Annotated in this window: 28 protein-coding genes; all 28 read left to right on the top strand. The window is 42.5% G+C overall.

Annotated elements, in window-relative coordinates:
• Positions 1 to 3: 3 nt before the first annotated feature.
• The 28 genes from rpoB to rpmD all read left to right on the top strand — a co-directional run bounded on the left by rpoB (position 4) and on the right by rpmD (position 22,899).
• Positions 4 to 3,546 carry a DNA-directed RNA polymerase subunit beta gene (gene rpoB / locus J4G36_RS14325; protein ID WP_210471062.1) on the top strand — a complete coding sequence of 1,181 codons (3,543 nt, stop codon included), beginning with the start codon at positions 4 to 6 and terminating at the stop codon, positions 3,544 to 3,546.
• A 128-nt stretch (positions 3,547 to 3,674) separates the two neighbouring features.
• Entirely contained in the window at positions 3,675 to 7,277 is a 3,603-nt protein-coding gene (rpoC, locus tag J4G36_RS14320) for a DNA-directed RNA polymerase subunit beta' (RefSeq protein ID WP_210471061.1), read from the top strand.
• A gap of 127 nt (positions 7,278 to 7,404) precedes the next feature.
• The gene (locus J4G36_RS14315) at positions 7,405 to 7,659 is read left to right on the top strand and encodes a 50S ribosomal protein L7ae-like protein (protein ID WP_368668787.1); all 255 of its coding nucleotides are present in this window, start codon (positions 7,405 to 7,407) and stop codon (positions 7,657 to 7,659) included.
• Between the two features lie 104 nt (positions 7,660 to 7,763).
• Positions 7,764 to 8,183, top strand: a complete 420-nt coding sequence (gene rpsL / locus J4G36_RS14310) for a 30S ribosomal protein S12 (RefSeq protein ID WP_210471060.1) — start codon at positions 7,764 to 7,766, stop codon at positions 8,181 to 8,183.
• A 68-nt stretch (positions 8,184 to 8,251) separates the two neighbouring features.
• Positions 8,252 to 8,722 (top strand): 30S ribosomal protein S7, encoded by a 471-nt coding sequence (rpsG, locus tag J4G36_RS14305; RefSeq protein WP_172370522.1) that lies wholly within the window; start codon positions 8,252 to 8,254, stop codon positions 8,720 to 8,722.
• Positions 8,723 to 8,766: 44 nt separating this feature from the next.
• Complete coding sequence (gene fusA / locus J4G36_RS14300) at positions 8,767 to 10,845, top strand: elongation factor G (RefSeq protein WP_210471059.1); 2,079 nt, start codon at positions 8,767 to 8,769, stop codon at positions 10,843 to 10,845.
• Positions 10,846 to 10,962: 117 nt separating this feature from the next.
• The gene (tuf, locus tag J4G36_RS14295; protein WP_210471058.1) at positions 10,963 to 12,150 is read left to right on the top strand and encodes an elongation factor Tu; all 1,188 of its coding nucleotides are present in this window, start codon (positions 10,963 to 10,965) and stop codon (positions 12,148 to 12,150) included.
• 451 nt (positions 12,151 to 12,601) lie between these two features.
• Positions 12,602 to 13,921, top strand: a complete 1,320-nt coding sequence (locus J4G36_RS14290) for a Na+/H+ antiporter family protein (RefSeq protein ID WP_210471057.1) — start codon at positions 12,602 to 12,604, stop codon at positions 13,919 to 13,921.
• 274 nt (positions 13,922 to 14,195) lie between these two features.
• Positions 14,196 to 14,504 (top strand): 30S ribosomal protein S10, encoded by a 309-nt coding sequence (rpsJ, locus tag J4G36_RS14285; protein ID WP_172370526.1) that lies wholly within the window; start codon positions 14,196 to 14,198, stop codon positions 14,502 to 14,504.
• 49 nt (positions 14,505 to 14,553) lie between these two features.
• The gene (gene rplC, locus J4G36_RS14280) at positions 14,554 to 15,183 is read left to right on the top strand and encodes a 50S ribosomal protein L3 (protein WP_210471056.1); all 630 of its coding nucleotides are present in this window, start codon (positions 14,554 to 14,556) and stop codon (positions 15,181 to 15,183) included.
• Positions 15,184 to 15,208: 25 nt separating this feature from the next.
• On the top strand, positions 15,209 to 15,832 hold the full coding sequence (gene rplD, locus J4G36_RS14275) for a 50S ribosomal protein L4 (RefSeq protein WP_210471055.1): 624 nt from the start codon (positions 15,209 to 15,211) through the stop codon (positions 15,830 to 15,832).
• Positions 15,832 to 16,116: a 50S ribosomal protein L23 gene (gene rplW / locus J4G36_RS14270; RefSeq protein WP_210471054.1), complete on the top strand. Its 285-nt coding sequence runs from the start codon at positions 15,832 to 15,834 to the stop codon at positions 16,114 to 16,116. Before rplD ends, rplW begins: the two co-directional genes overlap by 1 nt.
• A gap of 45 nt (positions 16,117 to 16,161) precedes the next feature.
• Positions 16,162 to 16,989 carry a 50S ribosomal protein L2 gene (gene rplB / locus J4G36_RS14265; protein WP_368668786.1) on the top strand — a complete coding sequence of 276 codons (828 nt, stop codon included), beginning with the start codon at positions 16,162 to 16,164 and terminating at the stop codon, positions 16,987 to 16,989.
• Positions 16,990 to 17,049: 60 nt separating this feature from the next.
• Entirely contained in the window at positions 17,050 to 17,328 is a 279-nt protein-coding gene (gene rpsS / locus J4G36_RS14260) for a 30S ribosomal protein S19 (protein WP_210471053.1), read from the top strand.
• A 19-nt stretch (positions 17,329 to 17,347) separates the two neighbouring features.
• Complete coding sequence (gene rplV, locus J4G36_RS14255; RefSeq protein WP_210471052.1) at positions 17,348 to 17,692, top strand: 50S ribosomal protein L22; 345 nt, start codon at positions 17,348 to 17,350, stop codon at positions 17,690 to 17,692.
• A 3-nt stretch (positions 17,693 to 17,695) separates the two neighbouring features.
• Positions 17,696 to 18,355 (top strand): 30S ribosomal protein S3, encoded by a 660-nt coding sequence (rpsC, locus tag J4G36_RS14250; protein ID WP_210471051.1) that lies wholly within the window; start codon positions 17,696 to 17,698, stop codon positions 18,353 to 18,355.
• 1 nt (position 18,356) lies between these two features.
• Entirely contained in the window at positions 18,357 to 18,791 is a 435-nt protein-coding gene (rplP, locus tag J4G36_RS14245; protein WP_210471050.1) for a 50S ribosomal protein L16, read from the top strand.
• On the top strand, positions 18,781 to 18,981 hold the full coding sequence (gene rpmC, locus J4G36_RS14240) for a 50S ribosomal protein L29 (RefSeq protein ID WP_172370534.1): 201 nt from the start codon (positions 18,781 to 18,783) through the stop codon (positions 18,979 to 18,981). The genes rplP and rpmC overlap by 11 nt, the downstream gene beginning before the upstream one ends.
• Positions 18,982 to 18,998: 17 nt before the next feature.
• Complete coding sequence (gene rpsQ, locus J4G36_RS14235) at positions 18,999 to 19,262, top strand: 30S ribosomal protein S17 (protein ID WP_210471049.1); 264 nt, start codon at positions 18,999 to 19,001, stop codon at positions 19,260 to 19,262.
• Positions 19,263 to 19,301: 39 nt separating this feature from the next.
• Positions 19,302 to 19,670: a 50S ribosomal protein L14 gene (gene rplN / locus J4G36_RS14230; RefSeq protein WP_210471048.1), complete on the top strand. Its 369-nt coding sequence runs from the start codon at positions 19,302 to 19,304 to the stop codon at positions 19,668 to 19,670.
• Positions 19,671 to 19,705: 35 nt separating this feature from the next.
• Entirely contained in the window at positions 19,706 to 20,017 is a 312-nt protein-coding gene (gene rplX, locus J4G36_RS14225; RefSeq protein WP_172370537.1) for a 50S ribosomal protein L24, read from the top strand.
• A gap of 26 nt (positions 20,018 to 20,043) precedes the next feature.
• Positions 20,044 to 20,583, top strand: coding sequence for a 50S ribosomal protein L5 (gene rplE, locus J4G36_RS14220; RefSeq protein ID WP_210471047.1), 540 nt, complete (start codon positions 20,044 to 20,046; stop codon positions 20,581 to 20,583).
• Between the two features lie 19 nt (positions 20,584 to 20,602).
• Positions 20,603 to 20,788 carry a 30S ribosomal protein S14 gene (rpsN, locus tag J4G36_RS14215; RefSeq protein ID WP_210471046.1) on the top strand — a complete coding sequence of 62 codons (186 nt, stop codon included), beginning with the start codon at positions 20,603 to 20,605 and terminating at the stop codon, positions 20,786 to 20,788.
• A 29-nt stretch (positions 20,789 to 20,817) separates the two neighbouring features.
• Positions 20,818 to 21,216: a 30S ribosomal protein S8 gene (rpsH, locus tag J4G36_RS14210; protein WP_210471045.1), complete on the top strand. Its 399-nt coding sequence runs from the start codon at positions 20,818 to 20,820 to the stop codon at positions 21,214 to 21,216.
• Between the two features lie 30 nt (positions 21,217 to 21,246).
• Positions 21,247 to 21,786 carry a 50S ribosomal protein L6 gene (gene rplF / locus J4G36_RS14205; RefSeq protein WP_210471044.1) on the top strand — a complete coding sequence of 180 codons (540 nt, stop codon included), beginning with the start codon at positions 21,247 to 21,249 and terminating at the stop codon, positions 21,784 to 21,786.
• Positions 21,787 to 21,818: 32 nt separating this feature from the next.
• Positions 21,819 to 22,181, top strand: a complete 363-nt coding sequence (rplR, locus tag J4G36_RS14200; protein WP_210471043.1) for a 50S ribosomal protein L18 — start codon at positions 21,819 to 21,821, stop codon at positions 22,179 to 22,181.
• Between the two features lie 21 nt (positions 22,182 to 22,202).
• Complete coding sequence (rpsE, locus tag J4G36_RS14195; RefSeq protein WP_210471042.1) at positions 22,203 to 22,703, top strand: 30S ribosomal protein S5; 501 nt, start codon at positions 22,203 to 22,205, stop codon at positions 22,701 to 22,703.
• Positions 22,704 to 22,716: 13 nt separating this feature from the next.
• On the top strand, positions 22,717 to 22,899 hold the full coding sequence (gene rpmD / locus J4G36_RS14190) for a 50S ribosomal protein L30 (RefSeq protein ID WP_210471041.1): 183 nt from the start codon (positions 22,717 to 22,719) through the stop codon (positions 22,897 to 22,899).
• Positions 22,900 to 22,924: the final 25 nt, after the last annotated feature.

Raw genomic sequence — 22,924 nt, 5'->3', positions numbered from 1 at the left:
GGGGTGAATGAGTTGACAGGTCATCTAGTTCAATATGGTCAACACCGTCAGCGTAGAAGTTTCGCGCGGATTAGTGAGGTTTTAGAATTACCGAACTTAATCGAAATTCAGACGGCATCTTACGGTTGGTTCCTGGAGGAAGGTTTGCGGGAAATGTTCCGTGATATTTCTCCAATCGAAGATTTCACTGGAAATCTTCAGTTAGAATTTGTCGATTATCATCTGGAGGATCCGAAATACCCGATGGATGAATCGAAAGAGCGTGATGTGACATACGCAGCACCGCTCAGAGTTAAAGTCCGCCTGCACAACAAGGAAACTGAAGAAGTGAAGGAACAGGACGTCTTCATGGGTGATTTTCCACTCATGACAGAAAACGGTACATTTATTATAAACGGTGCGGAAAGAGTTATTGTTTCTCAACTTGTTCGTTCACCAAGTGTTTATTATAATGCAAAGATTGACAAGAACGGGAAGCGTGGTTTCGGAGCGACAGTTATTCCGAACCGAGGTGCTTGGCTTGAGTATGAAATCGATGCAAGAGACGTTGTTCACGTAAGAATTGATCGGACGCGCAAGCTTCCTATTTCAGTGCTCGTACGTGCGCTAGGTTTTTCTACCGATGAAGAGATTATTGATCTTATCGGCGATAACGAGTATCTACGTAACACGCTCGAAAGAGATAATACTGAAACTACAGAAAAAGCATTACTTGAAATATATGAAAGACTTCGTCCAGGTGAGCCGCCAACGCTCGATAGTGCTAGAAGCCTATTGTTTTCAAGGTTTTTTGATCCGAAGAGATATGACCTAGCTGATGTAGGTCGCTATAAGATGAACAAAAAACTTGATATTCAAAACCGTTTATTCGGCCAAACAGTAGCAGAAACGCTCGTTGACCCTGAAACGGGCGAAATTCTTTTAGAAGAAGGCGCGGTTATTGATCGCCGTGCACTAAACACATTACTACCTCATTTGGAAAAAGGAATAGGTTTCCGTGAAATTACGCATACGGAAAGCGTTCTAGACGAACCGACACTAATTCAAAGCATTAAAGTATTCGCGCCGAATCCAAATGGCGATGAACCACAAGCGATTAATGTAATTTCGAATGCTTATGTCGATGATTCCATTAAAAATGTAACACCTGCAGATATCCTTGCATCAGTAAGTTATTTCTTTAACTTATTGCACGGTGTTGGAAATACAGACGATATTGACCACCTTGGTAACCGACGTCTTCGCTCTGTCGGAGAACTTTTACAAAACCAATTCCGAATCGGTCTTTCCCGTATGGAACGTGTTGTAAAAGAACGGATGTCAATTAACGATACGTCGTCTATTGTGCCACAACAATTGATTAACATTCGTCCAGTTATTGCATCTATTAAAGAATTTTTTGGTAGCTCGCAACTTTCCCAGTTCATGGGTCAAACGAATCCGTTGGAAGAGTTGACGCATAAACGTCGTCTATCTGCACTTGGGCCTGGAGGATTAACGCGTGAACGTGCTGGTATGGAAGTACGTGACGTGCATTATTCTCACTACGGTCGTATGTGTCCGATTGAAACGCCAGAGGGTCCGAATATCGGATTGATAAACTCATTGTCAACATATGCGAAAGTAAATAAATTTGGTTTCATTGAGACGCCATATAGAAAAGTCGATCCAGATTCGGGTCGCGTCACTGCTCAAATTGATTATTTAACGGCCGATGTTGAGGACAACTTTGTAGTTGCCCAAGCAAACGCACCTTTAAATGAAGATGGTTCATTCGTCAATGAAGGTGTTGTCGGACGTTTCCAAGGTGATAATACTGTATTCAAACGTGAACAAATTGACTACATGGACGTTTCGCCTAAGCAAGTTGTTTCAGTAGCTACAGCATGTATTCCATTCCTTGAGAATGATGACTCGAACCGTGCGCTCATGGGCGCGAACATGCAACGTCAAGCTGTTCCGCTTCTTAACCCTCAATCACCAGTTGTAGGTACGGGTATGGAACACGTCTCTGCACGTGATTCAGGAGCTGCGGTTTTAGCAACGCATACCGGAATCGTGGAACATGTCGAAGCGAAAGAAATCCGAGTCCGTCGTATTGAAACAATCGACGGAAAAGAAGTTCAAGGCGATTTGACAACTTACCGTTTGGACAACTTTATTCGTTCGAACCAAGGAACTTGTTATAACCAACGTCCGATTGTCAGCGTTGGAGATCGTGTTGAACCGAATTACATTCTCGCAGACGGTCCGTCAATGGAAAGAGGAGAACTTGCGCTTGGACGTAACGTTCTAACAGCGTTTATGACGTGGGATGGATTCAACTATGAAGATGCAATCATCATGAGTGAACGTCTCGTGAAAGACGACGACTATACTTCCGTTCATATCGAAGAATACGAATCAGAAGCTCGAGATACTAAACTTGGACCAGAGGAAATTACACGTGATATTCCAAACGTCGGTGAAGAAGCACTTCGTCACCTTGACGATCGCGGAATCATCCGTATTGGTGCAGAAGTTCGTGATGGCGATATTCTAGTCGGAAAAGTAACGCCAAAAGGTGTCACTGAATTAACGGCTGAAGAGCGTCTTCTACATGCGATATTCGGTGAGAAAGCACGAGAAGTCCGTGACACCTCACTACGTGTGCCACACGGTGCAGGTGGAATTGTTCTCGACGTGAAAGTGTTCAACCGTGAAGACGGAGATGAGCTTCCGCCGGGCGTTAACCAACTTGTTCGTGCGTACATCGTTCAAAAACGTAAAATCTCTGTTGGAGATAAAATGGCTGGAAGACACGGAAACAAAGGTGTTATTTCACGAATTTTACCTGAATCAGACATGCCGTTTTTACCGGATGGTACACCGATTGATGTCATGCTTAACCCACTAGGTGTTCCTTCACGAATGAATATCGGGCAAGTGCTCGAAATGCACTTGGGAATGGCGTCTAGAAAACTCGGCATTCATATGGCTACGCCGGTATTTGACGGAGCGAATGAAGAAGATGTTTGGTTGACGATGGAAGAAGCCGGAATGGACCGAGATGGAAAAACAATCCTCTATGATGGTCGTTCAGGTGAACCTTTCGATAACCGTGTATCCGTCGGGGTAATGTATTTAATCAAACTTGACCATATGGTTGACGATAAACTACATGCTCGTTCAACAGGTCCATACTCACTTGTTACGCAACAACCGCTTGGTGGTAAAGCACAATTCGGTGGACAGCGTTTCGGCGAGATGGAAGTTTGGGCACTTGAAGCTTATGGTGCAGCTTATACGTTGCAAGAAATTCTAACTGTGAAATCAGATGATGTTGTCGGACGTGTGAAAACGTACGAGGCGATTGTTAAAGGTGAAAGTGTCCCACAACCGGGAATTCCAGAATCGTTTAAAGTACTTATCAAAGAACTTCAAAGTTTAGGACTAGACGTTAAGATGCTTTCGGCTGATTATGAAGAAATTGAACTCCGTAACTTGGACGAAGATGATGACACGCAACCAACAGATGCCTTGAATCTCATGAAGGCAGAGCAATAATAAAAAAGTAGGGGGGAGCAGTCGTTTCCCCTTACCTTTCAATCATCAAGTTAAATCAAACCGGAAAAGCAAATCACTTTTCCCCCAAAACCAATTGCCAGCGATAACACTTAAGGGAGGTAGGCTCCTTGGTAGATGTAAACAACTTTGAGTATATGAAAATAGGCCTTGCTTCATCGGATAAGATCCGTTCGTGGTCCTATGGTGAGGTCAAAAAGCCAGAAACAATTAATTACCGTACATTGAGACCGGAAAAAGAAGGTCTGTTTTGTGAACGTATTTTTGGTCCTACGAAAGATTGGGAATGTCACTGTGGAAAATATAAACGCGTTCGTTACAAAGGCGTCGTTTGTGATCGCTGTGGAGTAGAAGTAACGCGTCAAAAAGTACGTCGTGAACGTATGGGACATATCGAGCTTGCAGCTCAAGTTACGCATATATGGTACTTCAAAGGAATTCCAAGTCGTATGGGTCTTATTCTTGATATGACGCCACGTGCATTGGAAGAAATTATTTATTTCGCTTCCTATGTCGTTGTCGAGCCAGCGGATACGCCACTTGAAAGAAAGCAATTGCTTTCTGAAAGAGAGTACCGTGCATATCGACAAAAGTATGGTAATAAATTCGAAGCGCTAATGGGTGCGGAAGCAATTGAACGCCTACTCAGAGCGATCGATTTAGATCAAGAGACAGAATCATTAAAAGAAGAGTTGAAAACTGTTCAAGGACAACGTCGCACACGCGCAATCAGACGCTTAGATGTTGTTGAATCATTCCGTAACTCTGGCAATAAACCAGAATGGATGGTTCTTGAAGTTCTGCCAGTAATTCCGCCTGAATTACGCCCAATGGTACAACTAGACGGTGGTCGTTTCGCGACTTCCGATTTGAATGACTTGTATCGTCGGGTTATAAACCGGAATAACCGTCTGAAAAGACTTCTTGATCTTGGTGCGCCAGGAATTATCGTTCAAAACGAAAAGCGTATGCTTCAAGAAGCTGTAGACGCACTCGTGGATAACGGTCGTCGTGGTCGTCCAGTTACTGGACCAGGAAACCGTCCTTTGAAATCTCTTTCACATATGCTGAAAGGAAAACAAGGTCGATTCCGTCAAAACTTACTTGGTAAGCGTGTTGACTATTCAGGTCGTTCTGTAATCGTAGTTGGACCTGATTTGAAAATGTATCAGTGCGGTTTGCCGAAAGAAATGGCTATCGAATTGTTTAAACCTTTTGTTATGAAAGAACTCGTTGAACGTGGTCTAGCTCATAATATTAAGAGTGCTAAACGTAAAATTGAACGCCTTCACTCTGAAGTTTGGGACGTTCTCGAAGAAGTCATTAAAGAACACCCAGTGCTATTGAACCGAGCACCTACGCTTCACCGACTCGGTATCCAAGCATTTGAACCGGTACTAGTAGAAGGTCGTGCGATCACACTTCACCCACTTGTATGTACTGCATACAACGCGGACTTTGATGGTGACCAAATGGCTGTTCACGTACCTTTATCTGCTGAAGCACAAGCGGAAGCTCGTCTTCTAATGCTCTCAGCACAAAACATTTTGAATCCGAAAGACGGGAAACCAGTTGTTACCCCTTCCCAGGATATGGTTTTAGGAAACTATTACTTGACGTTGGAACGTAAGGGCGCAACAGGAGAAGGTCTCGTTTTCCGCGACACAGATGAAGTGATGATTGCTTATACAAACGGTTATGTCCATCTTCATACGCGTATCGCTGTTCAAGCTGGTTCACTTAAGAACCCAACGTTTACTGAAGAAAACAACGCAAAACTCTTGTTAACAACTGTTGGTAAAGTTATTTTTAACGAAATCTTGCCGAGTTCATTTCCATATATCAATGAACCGACCGATTTCAATTTACAAATCCAAACGCCAGATAAGTACTTCATTTCAGGCACTGAAAATGTGAAAGAGCATTTCGAAAACACTGAGCTTGTTGGACCGTTCAAGAAGAATGTCCTCGGTAATATTATTGCTGAAATCTTCAAACGTTTCCACATCACAGAGACTTCTAAAATGCTTGACCGTATGAAGGACCTTGGCTTTAAATACTCAACTCGTGCTGGTATTACGATCGGGATGTCCGATATTATCGTTCTTCCAGACAAAGATGCAATTCTTGCAGAAACACAAAGTAAAGTCGACAACGTATTGAAGCAGTTCCGCCGTGGTCTAATCACGGAAGAGGAACGTTACGATCGCGTTATCGCTTACTGGAGTGCTGCTAGGGATGACATTCAAGTTAGACTGATGGAATCATTGGATAACATGAACCCAATCTTTATGATGAGTGACTCTGGTGCTCGTGGTAACGTTTCTAACTTTACGCAACTCGCAGGAATGCGAGGATTGATGGCTAACCCGGCAGGACGTATTATCGAACTTCCGATTAAATCATCATTCCGTGAAGGGTTAACGGTTCTTGAGTACTTTATTTCCACACACGGTGCACGTAAAGGACTTGCAGATACAGCACTTAAGACAGCTGACTCAGGTTACCTAACTCGTCGACTCGTTGACGTTGCACAAGACGTTATCGTCAGAGAAGACGAATGTGGTACGGATCGTGGACTGAAAATCGGTGCGCTTATGGAAGGTGCAGAAGTCATCGAAAGACTCGACGAACGTATTTTTGGACGTTACACGAAGAAAACAATTTTCCATCCTGAAACGGGTGCTGTAATCCTTGGCAAAAATGAATTGATAACAGAAGATACTGCCCGAATTATTACTGAATTGGGTATTGAAACTGTGACAATCCGTTCAGCATTTACATGTGATACGAAGCACGGCGTATGTGAGAAGTGTTACGGAATTAACCTAGCAACTGGTGAACAGGTTGAAGTTGGTGAGGCGGTAGGAATTATCGCTGCACAATCAATCGGAGAACCAGGTACACAGCTTACAATGCGTACGTTCCATACAGGTGGAGTTGCGGGAGACGATATTACACAAGGTCTTCCACGTATTCAAGAAATTTTCGAGGCGCGTAATCCGAAAGGTAAAGCCATTATCTCGGAAATTAACGGAACGGTTACGGAAATCGACGAAATCCGTGAAGGTCAGCATGAAGTTACAATCGAAGGTAGCGTGGAAACACGTAAATACCTTGGACCATACAACGCGCGCTTCACAGTTAAAGTCGGCGATGTAATTGAACGTGGTCAACCGCTAACAGAAGGTTCAATCGATCCGAAAGAACTTATCGTTGTCAAAGACGTTGCGACAGTTCAAGAATATCTATTGAAAGAAGTTCAAAAAGTATACCGTATGCAAGGTGTTGAAATTGGTGATAAGCACGTCGAAGTAATGGTTCGCCAAATGCTTCGTAAAGTGATTATTATTGAAGCAGGGAACACTGATCTATTACCAGGATCCCTTGTCGACATTCACCAGTTTGCAGAAGCGAATAATAAAGTATTCGAACTCGGCAAAGTTCCGGCAACTTGCCGCCCGGTTATTCTCGGTATTACAAAAGCTTCACTTGAAACAGAATCCTTCTTGTCTGCAGCATCGTTCCAGGAGACAACTCGTGTCCTAACGGATGCAGCAATCAGAGGTAAAATGGATGAACTACTCGGTCTGAAAGAAAACGTCATTATCGGTAAACTTGTACCAGCAGGAACCGGAATGCAACGTTATCGCCAGATTGAGATGGATCATGCAACATTAGAAGGCGGAGACGAAAAGGTTATCGCCGAGTAAGATCTTAGAGTTTACGGGGGATCTTGAAAATAATCCCCCCCGTAAATTTTAATTATCTATTGACAATTTCTAATGCAAATGATAATATACAAAAGGTTGATAGTAATATGTCTGCTCTTTGGAGGATATGGAAATGTCTTATGAAAAAGTAGCCCAGGCACAGAAAACAATCATCGGTATAAAGCAAACAGTAAAAGCGATTCGTGCAGGTAAAGTTATAGAGGTCATCATTGCTCAGGATTCTGAGACGCGACTGATTTCTCCAGTAATGGAGGAAGCCGAACTGCATCGTATTCCGGTATCTTATGTTGATTCAAGGAAAAAACTTGGAGAAGCATGTGGTATTGAAGTCGGTACAGCCGTCGTTGCGATTACTGGATAACCGTTTTTATGCTATAAAGGCATAAAGACTTTGTTTTTACCCCAAAAATGAACCACCTGGATGTGTGGTCTTACAATTTTACATTTGAGAGGAGGACAAAATCGATGCCTACAATTAACCAATTAGTCCGCAAACCCCGTAAATCGAAGGTTGCTGGATCGAAATCACCGGCACTAGGAAAAAGCTATAACAGCTTCAAAAAGTCGATGACAAACGTAAACTCACCACAAAAACGAGGTGTTTGTACGCGTGTTGGAACAATGACACCGAAGAAGCCGAACTCGGCACTTCGTAAATATGCACGTGTTCGTTTGACTAACACTCTAGAAGTTAACGCTTATATCCCAGGTGAAGGTCATAACTTGCAAGAACACAGCGTTGTACTTATTCGCGGTGGACGTGTGAAAGACTTACCGGGTGTTCGTTACCATATCGTACGTGGTGCACTTGATACTGCTGGTGTTACTGGCCGTATGCAAAGCCGCTCAATGTATGGAGCTAAAAAGCCAAAAGCTAAGAAATAAAAATAAACTAGATTATTTAAGCGTTTATCGCTTACGTAACTTAAAGAAATCGAAAGGAGGAAAACAATATGCCTCGTAAAGGTCCAGTAGCTAAACGTGATGTACTTCCAGATCCGATTTACAATTCAAAACTGGTTTCACGTCTTATTAACTCAATGATGGTTGATGGTAAAAAAGGTACTTCTCAAAAAATCCTCTATGGTGCGTTCGAACTTGTAAGAGAACGTTCAGGAAAAGATCCTTTGGAAGTATTTGAAGCAGCATTAGAAAACGTAATGCCAGTTCTAGAGGTTCGTGCACGCCGTGTCGGTGGAGCGAACTATCAAGTTCCGGTTGAGGTACGTCCAGAGCGTCGTACGACTCTAGGTTTACGTTATTTCGTAAACTACTCACGTCAACGCGGTGAGAAAACAATGGAAGAGCGTCTTGCAAATGAAATTCTAGATGCGTCTAACAACACAGGTGCATCCGTCAGAAGACGTGAAGAATTGCACAAAATGGCAGAAGCGAACAAAGCATTCGCTCACTACCGCTGGTAAGAACGACATTATGAAAGTCTAATCCACGGAAGGAGATAAACAGCATGGAAAGAGAGTTCTCCTTAGAGAATACTCGTAACATTGGAATCATGGCTCACATTGACGCTGGTAAAACAACGACAACTGAGCGTATCCTTTATTACACAGGTCGTATTCATAAACTTGGTGAAACGCATGAAGGTGCATCTCAAATGGACTGGATGGAGCAAGAGCAAGAGCGTGGAATTACTATCACGTCTGCCGCTACAACAGCTCAATGGAAAGGTCACCGCGTAAACATCATCGATACACCGGGACACGTAGACTTCACTGTTGAAGTTGAACGTTCTTTACGGGTACTTGATGGTGCTGTAACAGTTCTTGATGCACAATCAGGTGTTGAGCCTCAAACTGAAACAGTATGGAGACAAGCTACAAACTATTCAGTTCCACGTTTAGTATTCGTTAACAAAATGGACAAGACAGGTGCAGATTTCCTTTACGCACTAAGCACACTCCATGATCGTCTAGGTGCAAACGCACACCCGATCCAGTTACCGATTGGCGCGGAAGATCAATTTGAAGCAATTATCGACTTAATCGAAATGAATGCAACTTTTTACGGTGATGACACTGGAATGGATCTTCAAGTCCGTGAAATCCCTGAAGAATATGTTGCACAAGCAGAAGAATACCGCGAGAAATTAATTGAAGCGGTTGCTGAATTCGATGAAGATTTGATGGAGAAATATTTGAACGGCGAAGAGCTAACTGTAACTGAAATTAAAGAAGCGATTCGTAAAGCAACACTAAACGTAGAGTTTTATCCTGTCGTTTGTGGAACAGCGTTCAAAAACAAAGGTGTTCAACGCGTTCTTGACGCAGTTATCGACTACCTTCCATCACCAACTGACGTTATTCCGATGACAGGTGTTAATCCTGATACTGAGGAAGAAGTTACACGTCCTGCAGACGACAAAGGCCCATTCTCGGCACTTGCGTTTAAAGTTATGACGGATCCATATGTAGGGAAACTTACATTCTTCCGTGTATACTCAGGGACACTAAAATCCGGTTCTTATGTTCAGAACACTTCTAAAGGTAAGCGTGAGCGCGTAGGACGTATTCTACAAATGCATGCTGACTCCCGTGAAGAAATTTCTGAAGTGCACTCCGGAGATATCGCGGCTGCAGTCGGACTAAGAGATACAGGTACGGGAGACACGCTATGTGACGAGAAATCACCAGTTATTCTCGAATCTATGGACTTCCCAGAACCAGTTATCTCAGTAGCGATTGAACCAAAAACAAAAGCAGACCAAGATAAAATGGGTCAAGCTCTAGTTAAACTACAAGAAGAAGATCCAACTTTCCACGCTCATACTGACGAGGAAACTGGCGAAGTTATTATTGCAGGTATGGGTGAACTTCACCTAGACGTACTCGTAGACCGTATGCGTCGTGAGTTTAACGTTGCTGCAAACGTTGGTGCTCCACAAGTATCTTATCGTGAAACGTTCCGTCAAGGTGCGGAAGTTGAAGGTAAGTTCGTTCGTCAATCAGGTGGACGCGGACAGTATGGTCACGTTTGGGTTGAATTCTCACCAAACGAAGTGGGCGCAGGTTTCGAATTTATCGACAATATCGTCGGTGGATCTGTACCACGTGAATACATCAGTTCTGTTGAAGCAGGTATCCGTGATGCACTCGATAACGGGGTAATCGCAGGATATCCATTGATCGACATTAAAGCTCGTCTATTCGACGGTTCTTACCATGATGTTGACTCCAACGAGATGGCGTTTAAAATTGCCGGTTCTATGGCACTTAAAAACGCAGCTTCAAAAGTTAACCCAGTAATTTTGGAGCCAATGATGAAAGTTGATGTCATTATTCCAGAAGAATACATGGGCGATATCATGGGTGATATTACATCACGCCGTGGACGCGTTGAAGGAATGGAAGCTCGCGGTAATGCACAAGTTGTTGCTGCAATGGTTCCACTTGCTGAAATGTTTGGTTATGCAACATCACTTCGTTCTAACACACAAGGACGTGGCGTATTCTCAATGGTGTTTGATCACTATGAAGAAGTTCCGAAATCAGTTGCAGAAGAAATTATTAAAAAGAATAAAGGCGAATAATTGTAATTCGTTGTTAATTCTAGTATAAATAATCTATATGCACTAAGCTGTTGAAGCTTTATGCTTCAATAGCTATAAAAACTATTAAATGTTTATATTTTAAGGAGGCTTTCCATAATGGGTAAAGAAAAATTCGATCGTTCCAAAACGCACGCGAATATTGGAACAATTGGTCACGTTGACCATGGTAAAACAACACTAACAGCTGCAATCGCAACAGTTCTTGCGAAAAGACTAGGTGGGACAGCTCAGTCATATGACCAAGTTGATAACGCACCAGAAGAAAAAGAGCGTGGAATCACGATTAACACGTCTCACATCGAGTACGAAACTGAAAACCGTCACTACGCGCACGTTGACTGCCCAGGTCACGCGGACTACGTTAAAAACATGATTACTGGAGCAGCACAAATGGACGGCGGAATCCTAGTTGTATCTGCAGCTGACGGCCCAATGCCACAAACACGTGAGCACATTCTACTTTCACGTAACGTAGGTGTTCCTTACTTAGTAGTATTCATGAACAAATGTGACATGGTTGATGACGAAGAGCTACTTGAACTAGTAGAAATGGAGATCCGTGATCTTCTATCTGAGTATGACTTCCCTGGCGATGACATTCCTGTTATCCAAGGTTCAGCGCTTAAAGCACTAGAAGGCGACGAAGGCTACGAAGATAAAATTATGGAACTTATGGCTGCTGTTGATGAGTACATCCCAACACCACCACGTCAAACTGACAAACCATTCATGATGCCTGTTGAGGACGTGTTCTCAATTACAGGTCGTGGTACAGTTGCAACTGGACGTGTTGAGCGTGGACAAGTTAAAGTAGGCGATACTGTTGATATCATCGGTATTGTTGACGAAGCTAAATCTACTACTGTAACAGGTGTAGAAATGTTCCGTAAACTTCTTGACTATGCAGAAGCTGGCGACAACATTGGTGCTCTTCTTCGTGGAGTATCACGTGAAGATATCCAACGTGGACAAGTACTTGCTAAACCAGGTTCAATTGTTCCGCACACAAGCTTCACTTCTGAAGTATATGTTCTATCAAAAGAAGAGGGTGGCCGTCACACGCCATTCTTCTCAAACTACCGTCCTCAGTTCTACTTCCGTACAACTGACGTAACGGGTGTAATCGAACTTCCTGAAGGCGTAGAAATGGTTATGCCTGGCGATAACGTAGAAATGAAGATCGAACTTATTTCTCCAATCGCTCTTGAAGAAGGTACGCGTTTCTCTATCCGTGAGGGTGGACGTACTGTTGGATCAGGCGTAGTAGCTTCAATCCAAAAATAATCGATTCTAATCTGAAAAACTCCTGCCAGACGTGGTGGGAGTTTTTTTGTGTTTATAATTTTTTGTTGAAAACTTGGGCAAGCTTATGAGATAGCAAAATTTTAGCCAAGTTCAATAAGTCGTTGTTCGCAAATTGTTATGGGGTGACGAATCAATAGTCCCGACTTGCAAGCAAAAGTAATTAAGTGCAAGCCAATGGTTGATTAGTGCAAGCAAACAAGTCCTAAGTGCAAGCGAATACCCATCGAGTGCAAGCAAACCCAATACAGGCTCTCGAAAGGAAAAGAAATAGTTTTATAATCCGGGTAAAAAACCAGGTGAATTGTACGCAAGGATTTTGCTCTTTTGATAGGACTGCTAATTTTTTTATTGACAGACCAACAGTATTTTGTTAAATTAGGACAATGAACTTTAGTGCTTTAGCAGAGTGAAATCAATAGGAGTGAAATATATGAATGCAGTACTTATAGCGGTAGTCGTTATGTTGTTATTAAGTTTGTTTAGAGTGAATGTGGTGCTCGCCTTAGTTGTGGGAGCATTCGCGGGCGGATTGACGGGTGGGTTGTCGTTTGAAACGACGATTGACTCATTTTCGAGTGGCCTCGGTGCGGGCGCTAATATCGCGTTGAGTTACGCATTGTTAGGTGGATTCGCGCTTGCGATATCACAAACGGGTATACCGCAGTTACTTGTCAATGGCATGTTGAAGATCGTTCAGAAAGACGGCGAAGAAAATCGTACTGCTCTTGGGAAGGTATTAGTCATATTGATCTTGCTTACCATGGCGATATTCTCGCAAAACTTGATCCCGATACATATTGCATTCATTCCGTTGTTAGTGCCACCGATTTTACATGTATTAAATATGCTGAAAATAGACCGACGTTTAATCGCATCTGTTCTAACTTTCGGATTAACCGTTCCTTATATGATTTTGCCATACGGCTTCGGATTCATTTACCATGAGATATTGGCGACGCAAATGGAGCTTGCAGGTCTAACGATTAATATGTCAGATATTCCAAAAGCGATGGTTATTCCTGTAATCGGGCTAGTTGTCGGATTGGTTATTGCGGTTTTCATATCTTATCGTAAACCGAGGGAGTATGAAGATCGACAAATCGAACTATCCCAAGAAGTTGTACAAATAAAAACTAGTAATCTAATATTTACTGTCCTTGCATTAATCGGAACATTGGCCGTGCAAATACCAACAGAATCTATGATTGCGGGAGCTGTTACTGGAATCATTATTTTATATGTAACTGGCGCTCTGAAATGGAAGGAAGCAGATAATCTTATTAACGATGGTATGAAAATGATGGCATTTGTCGGTTTTGTAATGATTGCCGCAAACGGATTTGCAGCTGTTCTTCAAGAAACTGGACATGTTAATTTGTTGGTGAAGAGCACTAGCGAAATGTTAGGCGCAAATAAAGGTGTAGCAGCAATGTTAATGCTGTTGGTTGGTTTAATCGTAACGATGGGAATTGGATCATCATTTGCTACGATTCCAATCATCGCATCCATCTTTGTTCCATTAAGTATCGAATTCGGCTTTAGTACGATGGCGATTATTGCATTAGTAGGGACGGCTGCAGCACTTGGAGATGCCGGTTCACCTGCCTCAGACTCAACGTTAGGTCCAACAGCAGGATTAAATGCAGACGGACAGCACAATCATATTTGGGACTCTTGTGTACCGACTTTTCTTCACTTCAGTATTCCGCTATTAGTTTTCGGCTGGATTGCTGTTATGTTACTTAATTAATTAAGCACATTAATTTTTCCGACTAATTGCTAGGTTATTGCATCTTGTAAAGAATACGACTATAATAACTAAAGCAACAATAAAAGCGATGAATAGAAAAGAATTTCGTTAAAACACTTGCGAAACTCTTTTTTATTGTGTATAATGTTGAATGTTGCTCTTTGACTGCGATGAAGCGAGAGGTTGCCGACACACCCGGCCGCATTGCCATGGCGCGTGTGTGGGAAATTTTCGTGGAGAATGTCTATTAATTAGGCGAAAGGGAGGGAAAGTAATGGCAAAACAAAAGATTCGTATTCGTTTAAAAGCATATGATCACAGTATTCTTGATCAGTCAGCTGAAAAGATTGTCGAAACAGCAAAACGTTCTGGAGCAAGTGTATCGGGTCCGATACCACTACCGACAGAAAGATCTGTTTACACGATTCTACGTTCAGTGCACGTTAACAAGGATTCTCGTGAACAGTTTGAAATGCGCACACATAAACGTCTTATCGATATTGTTAACCCGACACCACAAACTGTCGATGCGTTAATGAAACTCGATTTACCATCAGGCGTAGACATTGAAATCAAATTATAATCAAATTATAATCGATAGAAAAATTATTATATTACAGGAGGTGTGACGAATGACCAAAGGAATCTTAGGGAAAAAAATCGGTATGACGCAAATTTTTGCTGAAAACGGTGATCTAATCCCAGTAACAGTGATTGAAGCTACTCCAAACATCGTTCTTCAAAAGAAGAATGCAGAAACGGACGGCTATGAAGCAATCCAACTAGGATTTAATGATAAAAGAGACAAGCTATCGAACAAACCTGAAAAGGGACACGTTGCGAAAGCTGAAACAACGCCTAAGCGCTTCATCCGCGAATTCCGTGGTTTGGACGTTAACGCACACGAGGTTGGTCAGGAAGTCAAAGTCGATACATTCGCAGAAGGCGATATCGTCGACGTAGTAGGTACAACAAAAGGTAAAGGTTTCCAAGGTGTTATTAAACGCCACGGTTACTCAATCGGTTCTATGTCTCATGGTTCACGTTTCCACCGTTCACCAGGTTCAATCGGATCTGTAGACGCTCAACGTGTCTTCAAAGGTAAGAAACTTCCAGGACGCATGGGAAATAAAACAGTAACAATTCAAAACCTTGAAATTGTAAGAGTTGACGCTGAGCGTAACTTGCTACTAATAAAAGGTAATGTTCCAGGATCACGTAAATCACTTATTCAAGTGAAAAGCGCGATTAAAGGGAACTAATTAATAAAGGAAGGAGGAAGTTGGAATGACAAAAGTATCCGTTTTAAGTCAAACAGGTTCTTCAGTTGGCGAAATCGAATTAAACGATGCGATTTTCGGAATCGAGCCAAATGAAGCGATTTTGTTTGAAGCATTGGTCCAACAGCGCGCATCATTACGCCAAGGTAACCACAAAGTGAAAAATCGTTCTGAAGTTGCTGGCGGTGGTCGTAAACCATGGCGTCAAAAAGGAACAGGCCGTGCTCGTCAAGGGTCAATCCGTTCCCCACAATGGCGTGGCGGTGGAGTTGTATTTGGTCCAACACCAAGAAGCTATTCATACAAACTACCAAGAAAAGTTCGCAGAATCGCTCTTTTATCTGCACTTTCATCAAAAGTACGTGAAGAGAACGTAATCGTTCTTGATCAACTAGCATTTGATGCACCAAAAACAAAAGAGTTCGTACAAGTATTAAAAGATCTATCAATCAACAAAAAAGCATTGATTGTCACTGCAGACCTTGATGAGACGGTGGCATTGTCCGCTCGTAACATTCCTGGAATCAGTGTAGTAACTGCTAGCAGCATCAATGTTCTTGATATCGTTGCGCATGAAAAGTTTGTCGTAACTAAAGCAGCAGTAGAAAAAATAGAGGAGGTGCTTGGTTAATGGAAGCACGTGATATCTTAAAACGTCCGGTCATTACCGAGCGTACTTCTGATCAAATGGAATTCAAAAAATACACTTTCGATGTCGACACGCGCGCAAACAAAACACAAGTTAAGCATGCTGTTGAAGAAATCTTCGGAGTGAAAGTAGAAAAAGTAAACGTACAGAACTATAAAGGCAAGTTCAAACGTATGGGGAAACACGCTGGTTACACAAACAAACGCCGTAAAGCGATTGTTACGCTAACTGAGGACTCAAACGACATCGAACTATTCGAACTATAAGTTTCTATTAATAGAAACACGATTATATGAAGGAGGGAAAACAAGGTGATTAAAAAATACAAACCTACTTCTAATGGACGTCGTAATATGACTTCTTCTGATTTCTCCGCTATTACTACGGATAAGCCAGAAAAATCATTGCTAGCACCGGTTAAACGGTCAGGCGGACGTAACAATACAGGTAGGACTACTGTTCGTCACCAAGGTGGCGGCCATAAACGCCAATACCGTGTCATCGATTTCCAACGTCGGAAAGATGGCATACCAGGACGCGTTGCTACGATCGAATACGATCCAAACCGTTCTGCAAACATCGCTTTGATTAACTATGCTGATGGAGAAAAACGTTATATCCTTGCTCCAAAGGGTCTTCAAGTTGGAATGACAATCATGTCAGGTCCAGATGTTGACGCTAAAGTAGGGAACGCACTTCCATTAGAAAACATTCCAATGGGTTCAACAATTCACAACATTGAATTGAAACCAGGAAAAGGTGGCCAACTTGTACGTTCAGCTGGTACATCTGCTCAACTTCTAGGACGTGAAGGTAAATATGTAATTATTCGTCTTCAATCCGGTGAAGTACGCATGGTTCTCTCTGCTTGCCGCGCAACAATCGGTCAAGTTGGAAACGAACAACACGAACTTATCAACATCGGTAAAGCAGGACGTTCACGCTGGATGGGTAAACGCCCGGCAGTACGTGGATCTGCAATGAACCCGAACGATCACCCGCACGGTGGAGGAGAAGGACGTACTGGAATCGGTATGCCATCACCACTTACACCATGGGGCAAACCAACACTTGGTTACAAAACGCGTAAGAAGAACAACGCTTCCGACAAACATATTATTCGTCGTCGTAAGAAGTAAGTTAGAATCACTGCGGTTCAATAACTGGGCCGTAGTCAAATCAAGGAGGGAGGTTCCGACATGGGCCGAAGCTTGAAAAAAGGACCATTTGCAGACGATCATCTTTTAAAGAAAGTCGATGCACAAAAAGGTTCAGAGAAAAAGCAAGTAATTAGAACTTGGTCACGACGTTCCACAATTTTCCCGTCTTTCATCGGAATGACGATTGCAGTATACGATGGTCGTAAACACGTTCCAGTATACGTAACAGAAGATATGGTAGGACATAAACTAGGTGAATTCGCACCAACACGTACATTTAGAAATCACGGTGGCGACGATAAGAAAACAGGTCGTTAATTGAGAGGAGGTAAATCTGATGCAACAAGCTAAAGCTACTGCCCGCACAGTCCGTATTGCTCCTCGTAAAGTTCGTCTTGTGGTTGATCTTATCAGAGGTAAGAAAATCGGTGAAGCTGTGGCAATTCTACGCCTGACGCCGAGAGCGGCATCTCCAGCTGTAGAAAAAGCATTGAATTCAGCCGTCGCAAACGCTGAACATAACTATGAAATGAATGTCGAGAACTTAATCGTTAGCGAAATATTCGTTGATGAAGGACCGACATTGAAACGTTTCCGCCCACGTGCACAGGGACGCGCAAGTGCTATCAACAAACGCACAAGCCATATCACTGTCGTGGTTGCAGAGAAGAAGGAGGGATAATTCGTGGGTCAAAAAATACATCCTAATGGTTTGCGTGTCGGTATCATCCGTGACTGGGAGTCAAAATGGTACGCAGAAAAAGACTACGCAACATTATTGCATGAAGACTTAAAGATTCGTGAGTATATTGACAAGAAATTAGTTGACGCATCTGTTTCTAAAGTAGAAATCGAACGTGCTGCAAAGCGTGTAAACATTTCTATTCACACTGCGAAACCTGGAATGGTAATTGGTAAAGGTGGCTCCGAGGTCGAAGCTCTCCGTAAACAATTGAATTCAATTACAGGCAAACGTGTACACATCAACATCATCGAAATTAAACGTGCAGATCTTGACGCGAAATTAGTAGCTGAAGGCATAGCACGTCAATTAGAAGGCCGTGTTTCATTCCGTCGTGTGCAAAAACAAGCAATTCAACGCACAATTCGTGCTGGCGCGAAAGGAATTAAAACACAAGTTTCTGGACGTCTTGGCGGTGCAGACATCGCTCGTGCAGAACACTATAGTGAAGGTACTGTTCCTCTTCATACTTTACGTGCAGACATTGACTACGCTCATGCAGAAGCTGATACAACATTCGGTAAGCTTGGCGTAAAAGTATGGATTTACAGAGGAGAAGTCCTTCCAGCGAGAAAGAAGAACTCTGAGGAAGGAGGCAACTAATATGTTAATGCCTAAACGAGTTAAATATCGTAGCGTATTCCGCGGTAACATGCGTGGAACTACAAAAGGTGGAGCAACAGTTGAATTTGGTGAGTATGGTCTACAAGCTCTTGAAGCTTCATGGATCACTAACCGCCAAATCGAAGCAGCACGTATTGCAATGACACGTTACATGAAACGTGGCGGGAAAGTTTGGATCAACATTTTCCCACACAAACCATATACAAAAAAGCCTCTTGAAGTTCGGATGGGTTCCGGTAAGGGTGCTGTTGAAGGCTGGGTCGCAGTTGTTAAACCTGGTAGAATCATGTTTGAAATTGCAGGTGTCGATGAAGAGGTAGCTCGTGAAGCGCTTCGTCTTGCATCTCACAAGCTTCCTATTAAAAGTAAGTTTGTAAAACGTGAAGAAATTGGTGGTGAATCTAATGAAAGCTAAAGAAATCCGTGACTTAACAACTGCAGAGATTGAGCAACAAGTGAAATCACTGAAAGAAGAGCTTTTCAACCTTCGCTTCCAATTGGCGACTGGTCAATTAGAAAACACTGCACGCATCGGTCAAGTTCGTAAATCGATTGCGCGCATGAAAACTGTAATACGTCAAAGAGAAATCAGTGCAAATAACTGATGAAGGAGGTTCCAACTATGACTGAGCGTAATGAGCGCAAAGTATATACAGGGCGCGTCGTTTCTGACAAAATGGATAAAACGATTACTGTGTTGGTCGAAACACAAAAGAAACACACTTTATACGGTAAGCGTATGAAATATTCAAAAAAGCACAAAGTTCATGATGAGTTGAACGAAGCGAAAATGGGAGATATCGTTCGCATCACGGAAACGCGTCCGCTTTCGAAATCAAAACGTTTCCGCCTAACTGAAATCGTCAAAAAAGCAATCGTTATTTAATAGATATCGGATACTTTAATCCGAGGGGAGGTAGCCTCAATGATTCAACAGGAAAGTCGTATGAAAGTCGCCGATAACTCAGGCGCTCGTGAAGTTCTTACAATTAAAGTACTTGGTGGTACAGGTCGTAAAGTAGCCAATATTGGTGATATTGTTGTCTGTACAGTGAAAAAAGCAACACCAGGTGGCGTTGTCAAGAAGGGTGAAGTCGTCAAGGCTGTTATCGTGCGTACAAAAACTGGTGTTCGTCGTAACGACGGATCATATATAACATTCGATGAGAACGCATGCGTAATCATCCGGGACGATAAGAGCCCACGTGGAACACGTATTTTTGGACCTGTTGCTCGCGAACTACGCGACAGCAATTTCATGAGAATTATTTCTCTAGCTCCAGAAGTACTTTAATTAACATGACAGTGCAAAACAGGAGGTGCGACAGAATGCATGTAAAAAAAGGCGATAAAGTTATGGTCATATCCGGGAAAGACAAAGGTAAGACCGGCGTGATCCTAGCAGCTTTTCCTAAGAAGGACCGTGTGATTGTTGAAGGTGCAAACATCGTTAAGAAACACACGAAACCAAATCAGGAAAACCCTCAAGGTGGAATTATGAGCATAGAGGCAGCGATTCATGTTTCAAACGTCATGCTAATCGACCCTAAAACTAACGAGCCAACTCGTGTAGGGTACAAGATTGAAGATGGCAAAAAAGTTCGTGTTGCTAAAAAATCCGGTGCAGTACTGGATAACTAAGTAGCGGTTGAAAGGAGGTCCAATAGATGAGCCGTTTTAAAGAGAAGTTTGTAAACGAAGTTACGCCTGCTCTAATGAGCAAGTTTGAATATACATCAGTGATGCAAGTTCCTAAAGTGGACAAAATCGTAATCAACATGGGTGTTGGCGATGCTGTTCAAAATACAAAAGCACTAGATGCGGCAGTAGAAGATTTAACGATTATCTCTGGTCAAAAACCAGTTGTCACTAAAGCAAAGAAATCAATCGCGGGATTCCGTCTTCGTGAAGGAATGCCTATTGGAACAAAAGTAACATTACGCGGTGAGCGCATGTATGAGTTCCTAGACAAATTGATTTCTGTTTCATTGCCACGTGTTCGTGACTTCCGCGGTGTTTCAAAAAGAGCATTCGACGGTCGTGGAAACTATACGCTTGGCGTTAAAGAGCAATTGATCTTCCCTGAAATCGAATATGATAAAGTATCTAAAATTCGTGGTATGGACATTAACATCGTAACTACTGCTAATTCGGATGAAGAAGCACACGAGTTGCTTAAGCAGTTCGGCATGCCATTCCAGAAGTAAATAAGAGGGAGGCGAAATCATGGCTAAAAAATCAATGATTGCAAAACAAAAACGTACACCTAAATTTAAAGTGCAAGAGTACACACGTTGTGAACGTTGTGGACGTCCGCACTCTGTATATCGTAAATTCATGCTTTGCCGTATTTGTTTCCGCGAACTAGCGTACAAAGGACAAATTCCTGGCGTTAAAAAAGCAAGCTGGTAATCCCCTAATATGGGAAGGAGGTCAATGGAATGACAATGAGTGATCCGGTCGCAGATATGCTTACTCGCATCCGTAACGCGAACATGGTTCGTCACGAGAAGCTTGAGGTACCTGCTTCAAACATGAAAAGAGAAATTGCTGAAATCCTAAAACGTGAAGGTTTCGTCCGTGATGTTGAATTTGTTAAAGACAACAAACAAGGCATCATCCGAATCTTCCTTAAATATGGTCAAAACGACGAGCGTGTAATTACTGGTCTAAAACGTATTTCAAAACCTGGACTTCGTGTTTATGCAAAATCAAATGAAGTTCCTAAAGTATTGAATGGTTTAGGTATCGCCCTCGTTTCTACATCACATGGCGTCCTTACTGATAAAGAAGCACGCGCTAAACAAGTAGGCGGAGAAGTCGTAGCTTACGTCTGGTAATACGCAACAATTGAATGGAGGTGCATTTGAATGTCCCGTATAGGAAAAAAGCCAATTGAAGTACCTGAACAAGTAACAGTTACACTTTCCGAAGGTAACGTTGTTACAGTTAAAGGACCAAAAGGCGAACTTACAAACAAATTTAACCCAGAAATTAAGATTGAACAAGAAGATAACGTAATTACGTTAATTCGCCCATCAGAATCAAAACAACACCGTTCTATCCATGGTACGACACGTTCACTTCTTGATAATATGGTGACAGGTGTTTCAAAAGGATTCGAACGTTCACTTGAGCTTGTCGGGGTAGGTTACCGTGCAACACTTCAAGGACAAAAACTTGTTCTCAACGTCGGTTATTCTCACCCGGTTGAATTTACACCGGAAGATGGGGTTCAGATCGAGGTTCCTGAAAACACGAAAATTAAAATTACTGGTATTGATAAAGAGCGCGTTGGTGCTCTTGCATCTAAAATTCGTCAAGTACGTCCACCTGAGCCTTATAAAGGTAAAGGAATTCGTTACCAAGGCGAAAAGGTACGTAGTAAAGAAGGTAAAACAGGTAAATAATACCGCATAGGTATTTGGAAGGAGTGACCACGATGATTACGAAAAATGATAGAAACGCTGTCCGTAAAAAGCGTCATTCACGCGTACGTCGGAAAATTAGCGGTACTGCTGCACGTCCTCGTTTAAACGTATATCGTTCAAATAAGCATATTTATGCTCAGTTGATTGATGATGTTAGCGGAGTAACGATTGCAAGCGCATCGACAATGGATAAAGACTTTGGTCTTGAAGCTAAAGCAGATACTGAAGCTGCTGCCAAAGTTGGCGAGATAATCGCGAACAAAGCCGGAGAGAAAAACGTCAAGTCGGTTGTATTCGACCGTGGCGGTTACCTATTTCACGGCCGTGTGAAAGCTCTTGCTGACTCAGCACGTGAAAATGGTCTGGAATTTTAATTAAAAGGAGGGACATATTTAATGCGTCGTAATGATCAGAATAAAAGTGAATTTGAAGAACGCGTAGTTACGATTAACCGTGTAGCGAAAGTTGTAAAAGGTGGACGTCGTTTCCGTTTTACTGCTCTCGTTGTAGTCGGCGACAAAAACGGTCGAGTCGGTTTTGGAACTGGGAAAGCACAGGAAGTTCCAGAGGCTATCCGTAAAGCAATTGAAGATGCTAAGAAAAACCTAATTTTCGTACCAATGGTTAGAGGTACAACTCCTCACGAAATTCTTGGACGCTTTGGTGCAGGTCAAGTTCTAATTAAACCTGCTGCACCTGGTACAGGAGTTATCGCAGGCGGACCTGTCCGTGCTGTACTCGAACTAGCTGGTATTACAGATATTCTTTCAAAATCACTCGGTTCAAGCACACCAATTAACATGGTTCGTGCAACAATTTCAGGACTAGAGAATTTGAAACGTGCAGAAGATGTAGCGAAATTGCGCGGAAAAACTGTAGAAGAACTGTTAGGTTAAGGGGGGAAAGACAATGGCGAACAAACTCGAAATCACCCTTAAAAAGAGCGTGATCGGTTCTAAACCGGCACAGCGTAAAACAGTAGAAGCTTTAGGGCTAAGCAAAATCAATCAGACGGTTGAACACGAGGACAATGTTGCAATTCGTGGCATGGTCAACGTAGTATCCCACCTGGTTACAGTTAAAGAATTATAATCCCGTTTTTCTTATTAAGGAGGTG

This window comes from Sporosarcina sp. 6E9, from assembly GCF_017921835.1.
In the GTDB taxonomy this organism is placed as follows: Bacteria; Bacillota; Bacilli; order Bacillales_A; family Planococcaceae; genus Sporosarcina.
This window is presented reverse-complemented; position numbering and strand designations above follow the sequence as displayed.

Excerpts from the sequence above, each read along its gene's own strand:
- rpmD (WP_210471041.1), top strand. The coding sequence starts at position 22,717 with ATGGCGAACAAACTCGAAATCACCCTTAAAAAGAGCGTGATCGGTTCT.
- rpsS (WP_210471053.1), top strand. The coding sequence starts at position 17,050 with ATGGGCCGAAGCTTGAAAAAAGGACCATTTGCAGACGATCATCTTTTA.
- rpsL (WP_210471060.1), top strand. The coding sequence starts at position 7,764 with ATGCCTACAATTAACCAATTAGTCCGCAAACCCCGTAAATCGAAGGTT.
- rplX (WP_172370537.1), top strand. The coding sequence starts at position 19,706 with ATGCATGTAAAAAAAGGCGATAAAGTTATGGTCATATCCGGGAAAGAC.
- rplV (WP_210471052.1), top strand. The coding sequence starts at position 17,348 with ATGCAACAAGCTAAAGCTACTGCCCGCACAGTCCGTATTGCTCCTCGT.
- rpsQ (WP_210471049.1), top strand. The coding sequence starts at position 18,999 with ATGACTGAGCGTAATGAGCGCAAAGTATATACAGGGCGCGTCGTTTCT.
- J4G36_RS14290 (WP_210471057.1), top strand. The coding sequence starts at position 12,602 with ATGAATGCAGTACTTATAGCGGTAGTCGTTATGTTGTTATTAAGTTTG.
- rpsN (WP_210471046.1), top strand. The coding sequence starts at position 20,603 with ATGGCTAAAAAATCAATGATTGCAAAACAAAAACGTACACCTAAATTT.
- rplW (WP_210471054.1), top strand. The coding sequence starts at position 15,832 with ATGGAAGCACGTGATATCTTAAAACGTCCGGTCATTACCGAGCGTACT.
- tuf (WP_210471058.1), top strand. The coding sequence starts at position 10,963 with ATGGGTAAAGAAAAATTCGATCGTTCCAAAACGCACGCGAATATTGGA.
- rplD (WP_210471055.1), top strand. The coding sequence starts at position 15,209 with ATGACAAAAGTATCCGTTTTAAGTCAAACAGGTTCTTCAGTTGGCGAA.
- J4G36_RS14315 (WP_368668787.1), top strand. The coding sequence starts at position 7,405 with ATGGAAATGTCTTATGAAAAAGTAGCCCAGGCACAGAAAACAATCATC.
- rplE (WP_210471047.1), top strand. The coding sequence starts at position 20,044 with ATGAGCCGTTTTAAAGAGAAGTTTGTAAACGAAGTTACGCCTGCTCTA.
- rpsE (WP_210471042.1), top strand. The coding sequence starts at position 22,203 with ATGCGTCGTAATGATCAGAATAAAAGTGAATTTGAAGAACGCGTAGTT.
- rplR (WP_210471043.1), top strand. The coding sequence starts at position 21,819 with ATGATTACGAAAAATGATAGAAACGCTGTCCGTAAAAAGCGTCATTCA.
- fusA (WP_210471059.1), top strand. The coding sequence starts at position 8,767 with ATGGAAAGAGAGTTCTCCTTAGAGAATACTCGTAACATTGGAATCATG.
- rpmC (WP_172370534.1), top strand. The coding sequence starts at position 18,781 with ATGAAAGCTAAAGAAATCCGTGACTTAACAACTGCAGAGATTGAGCAA.
- rpsG (WP_172370522.1), top strand. The coding sequence starts at position 8,252 with ATGCCTCGTAAAGGTCCAGTAGCTAAACGTGATGTACTTCCAGATCCG.
- rplC (WP_210471056.1), top strand. The coding sequence starts at position 14,554 with ATGACCAAAGGAATCTTAGGGAAAAAAATCGGTATGACGCAAATTTTT.
- rplP (WP_210471050.1), top strand. The coding sequence starts at position 18,357 with ATGTTAATGCCTAAACGAGTTAAATATCGTAGCGTATTCCGCGGTAAC.
- rplF (WP_210471044.1), top strand. The coding sequence starts at position 21,247 with ATGTCCCGTATAGGAAAAAAGCCAATTGAAGTACCTGAACAAGTAACA.
- rpsJ (WP_172370526.1), top strand. The coding sequence starts at position 14,196 with ATGGCAAAACAAAAGATTCGTATTCGTTTAAAAGCATATGATCACAGT.
- rpsH (WP_210471045.1), top strand. The coding sequence starts at position 20,818 with ATGACAATGAGTGATCCGGTCGCAGATATGCTTACTCGCATCCGTAAC.
- rplN (WP_210471048.1), top strand. The coding sequence starts at position 19,302 with ATGATTCAACAGGAAAGTCGTATGAAAGTCGCCGATAACTCAGGCGCT.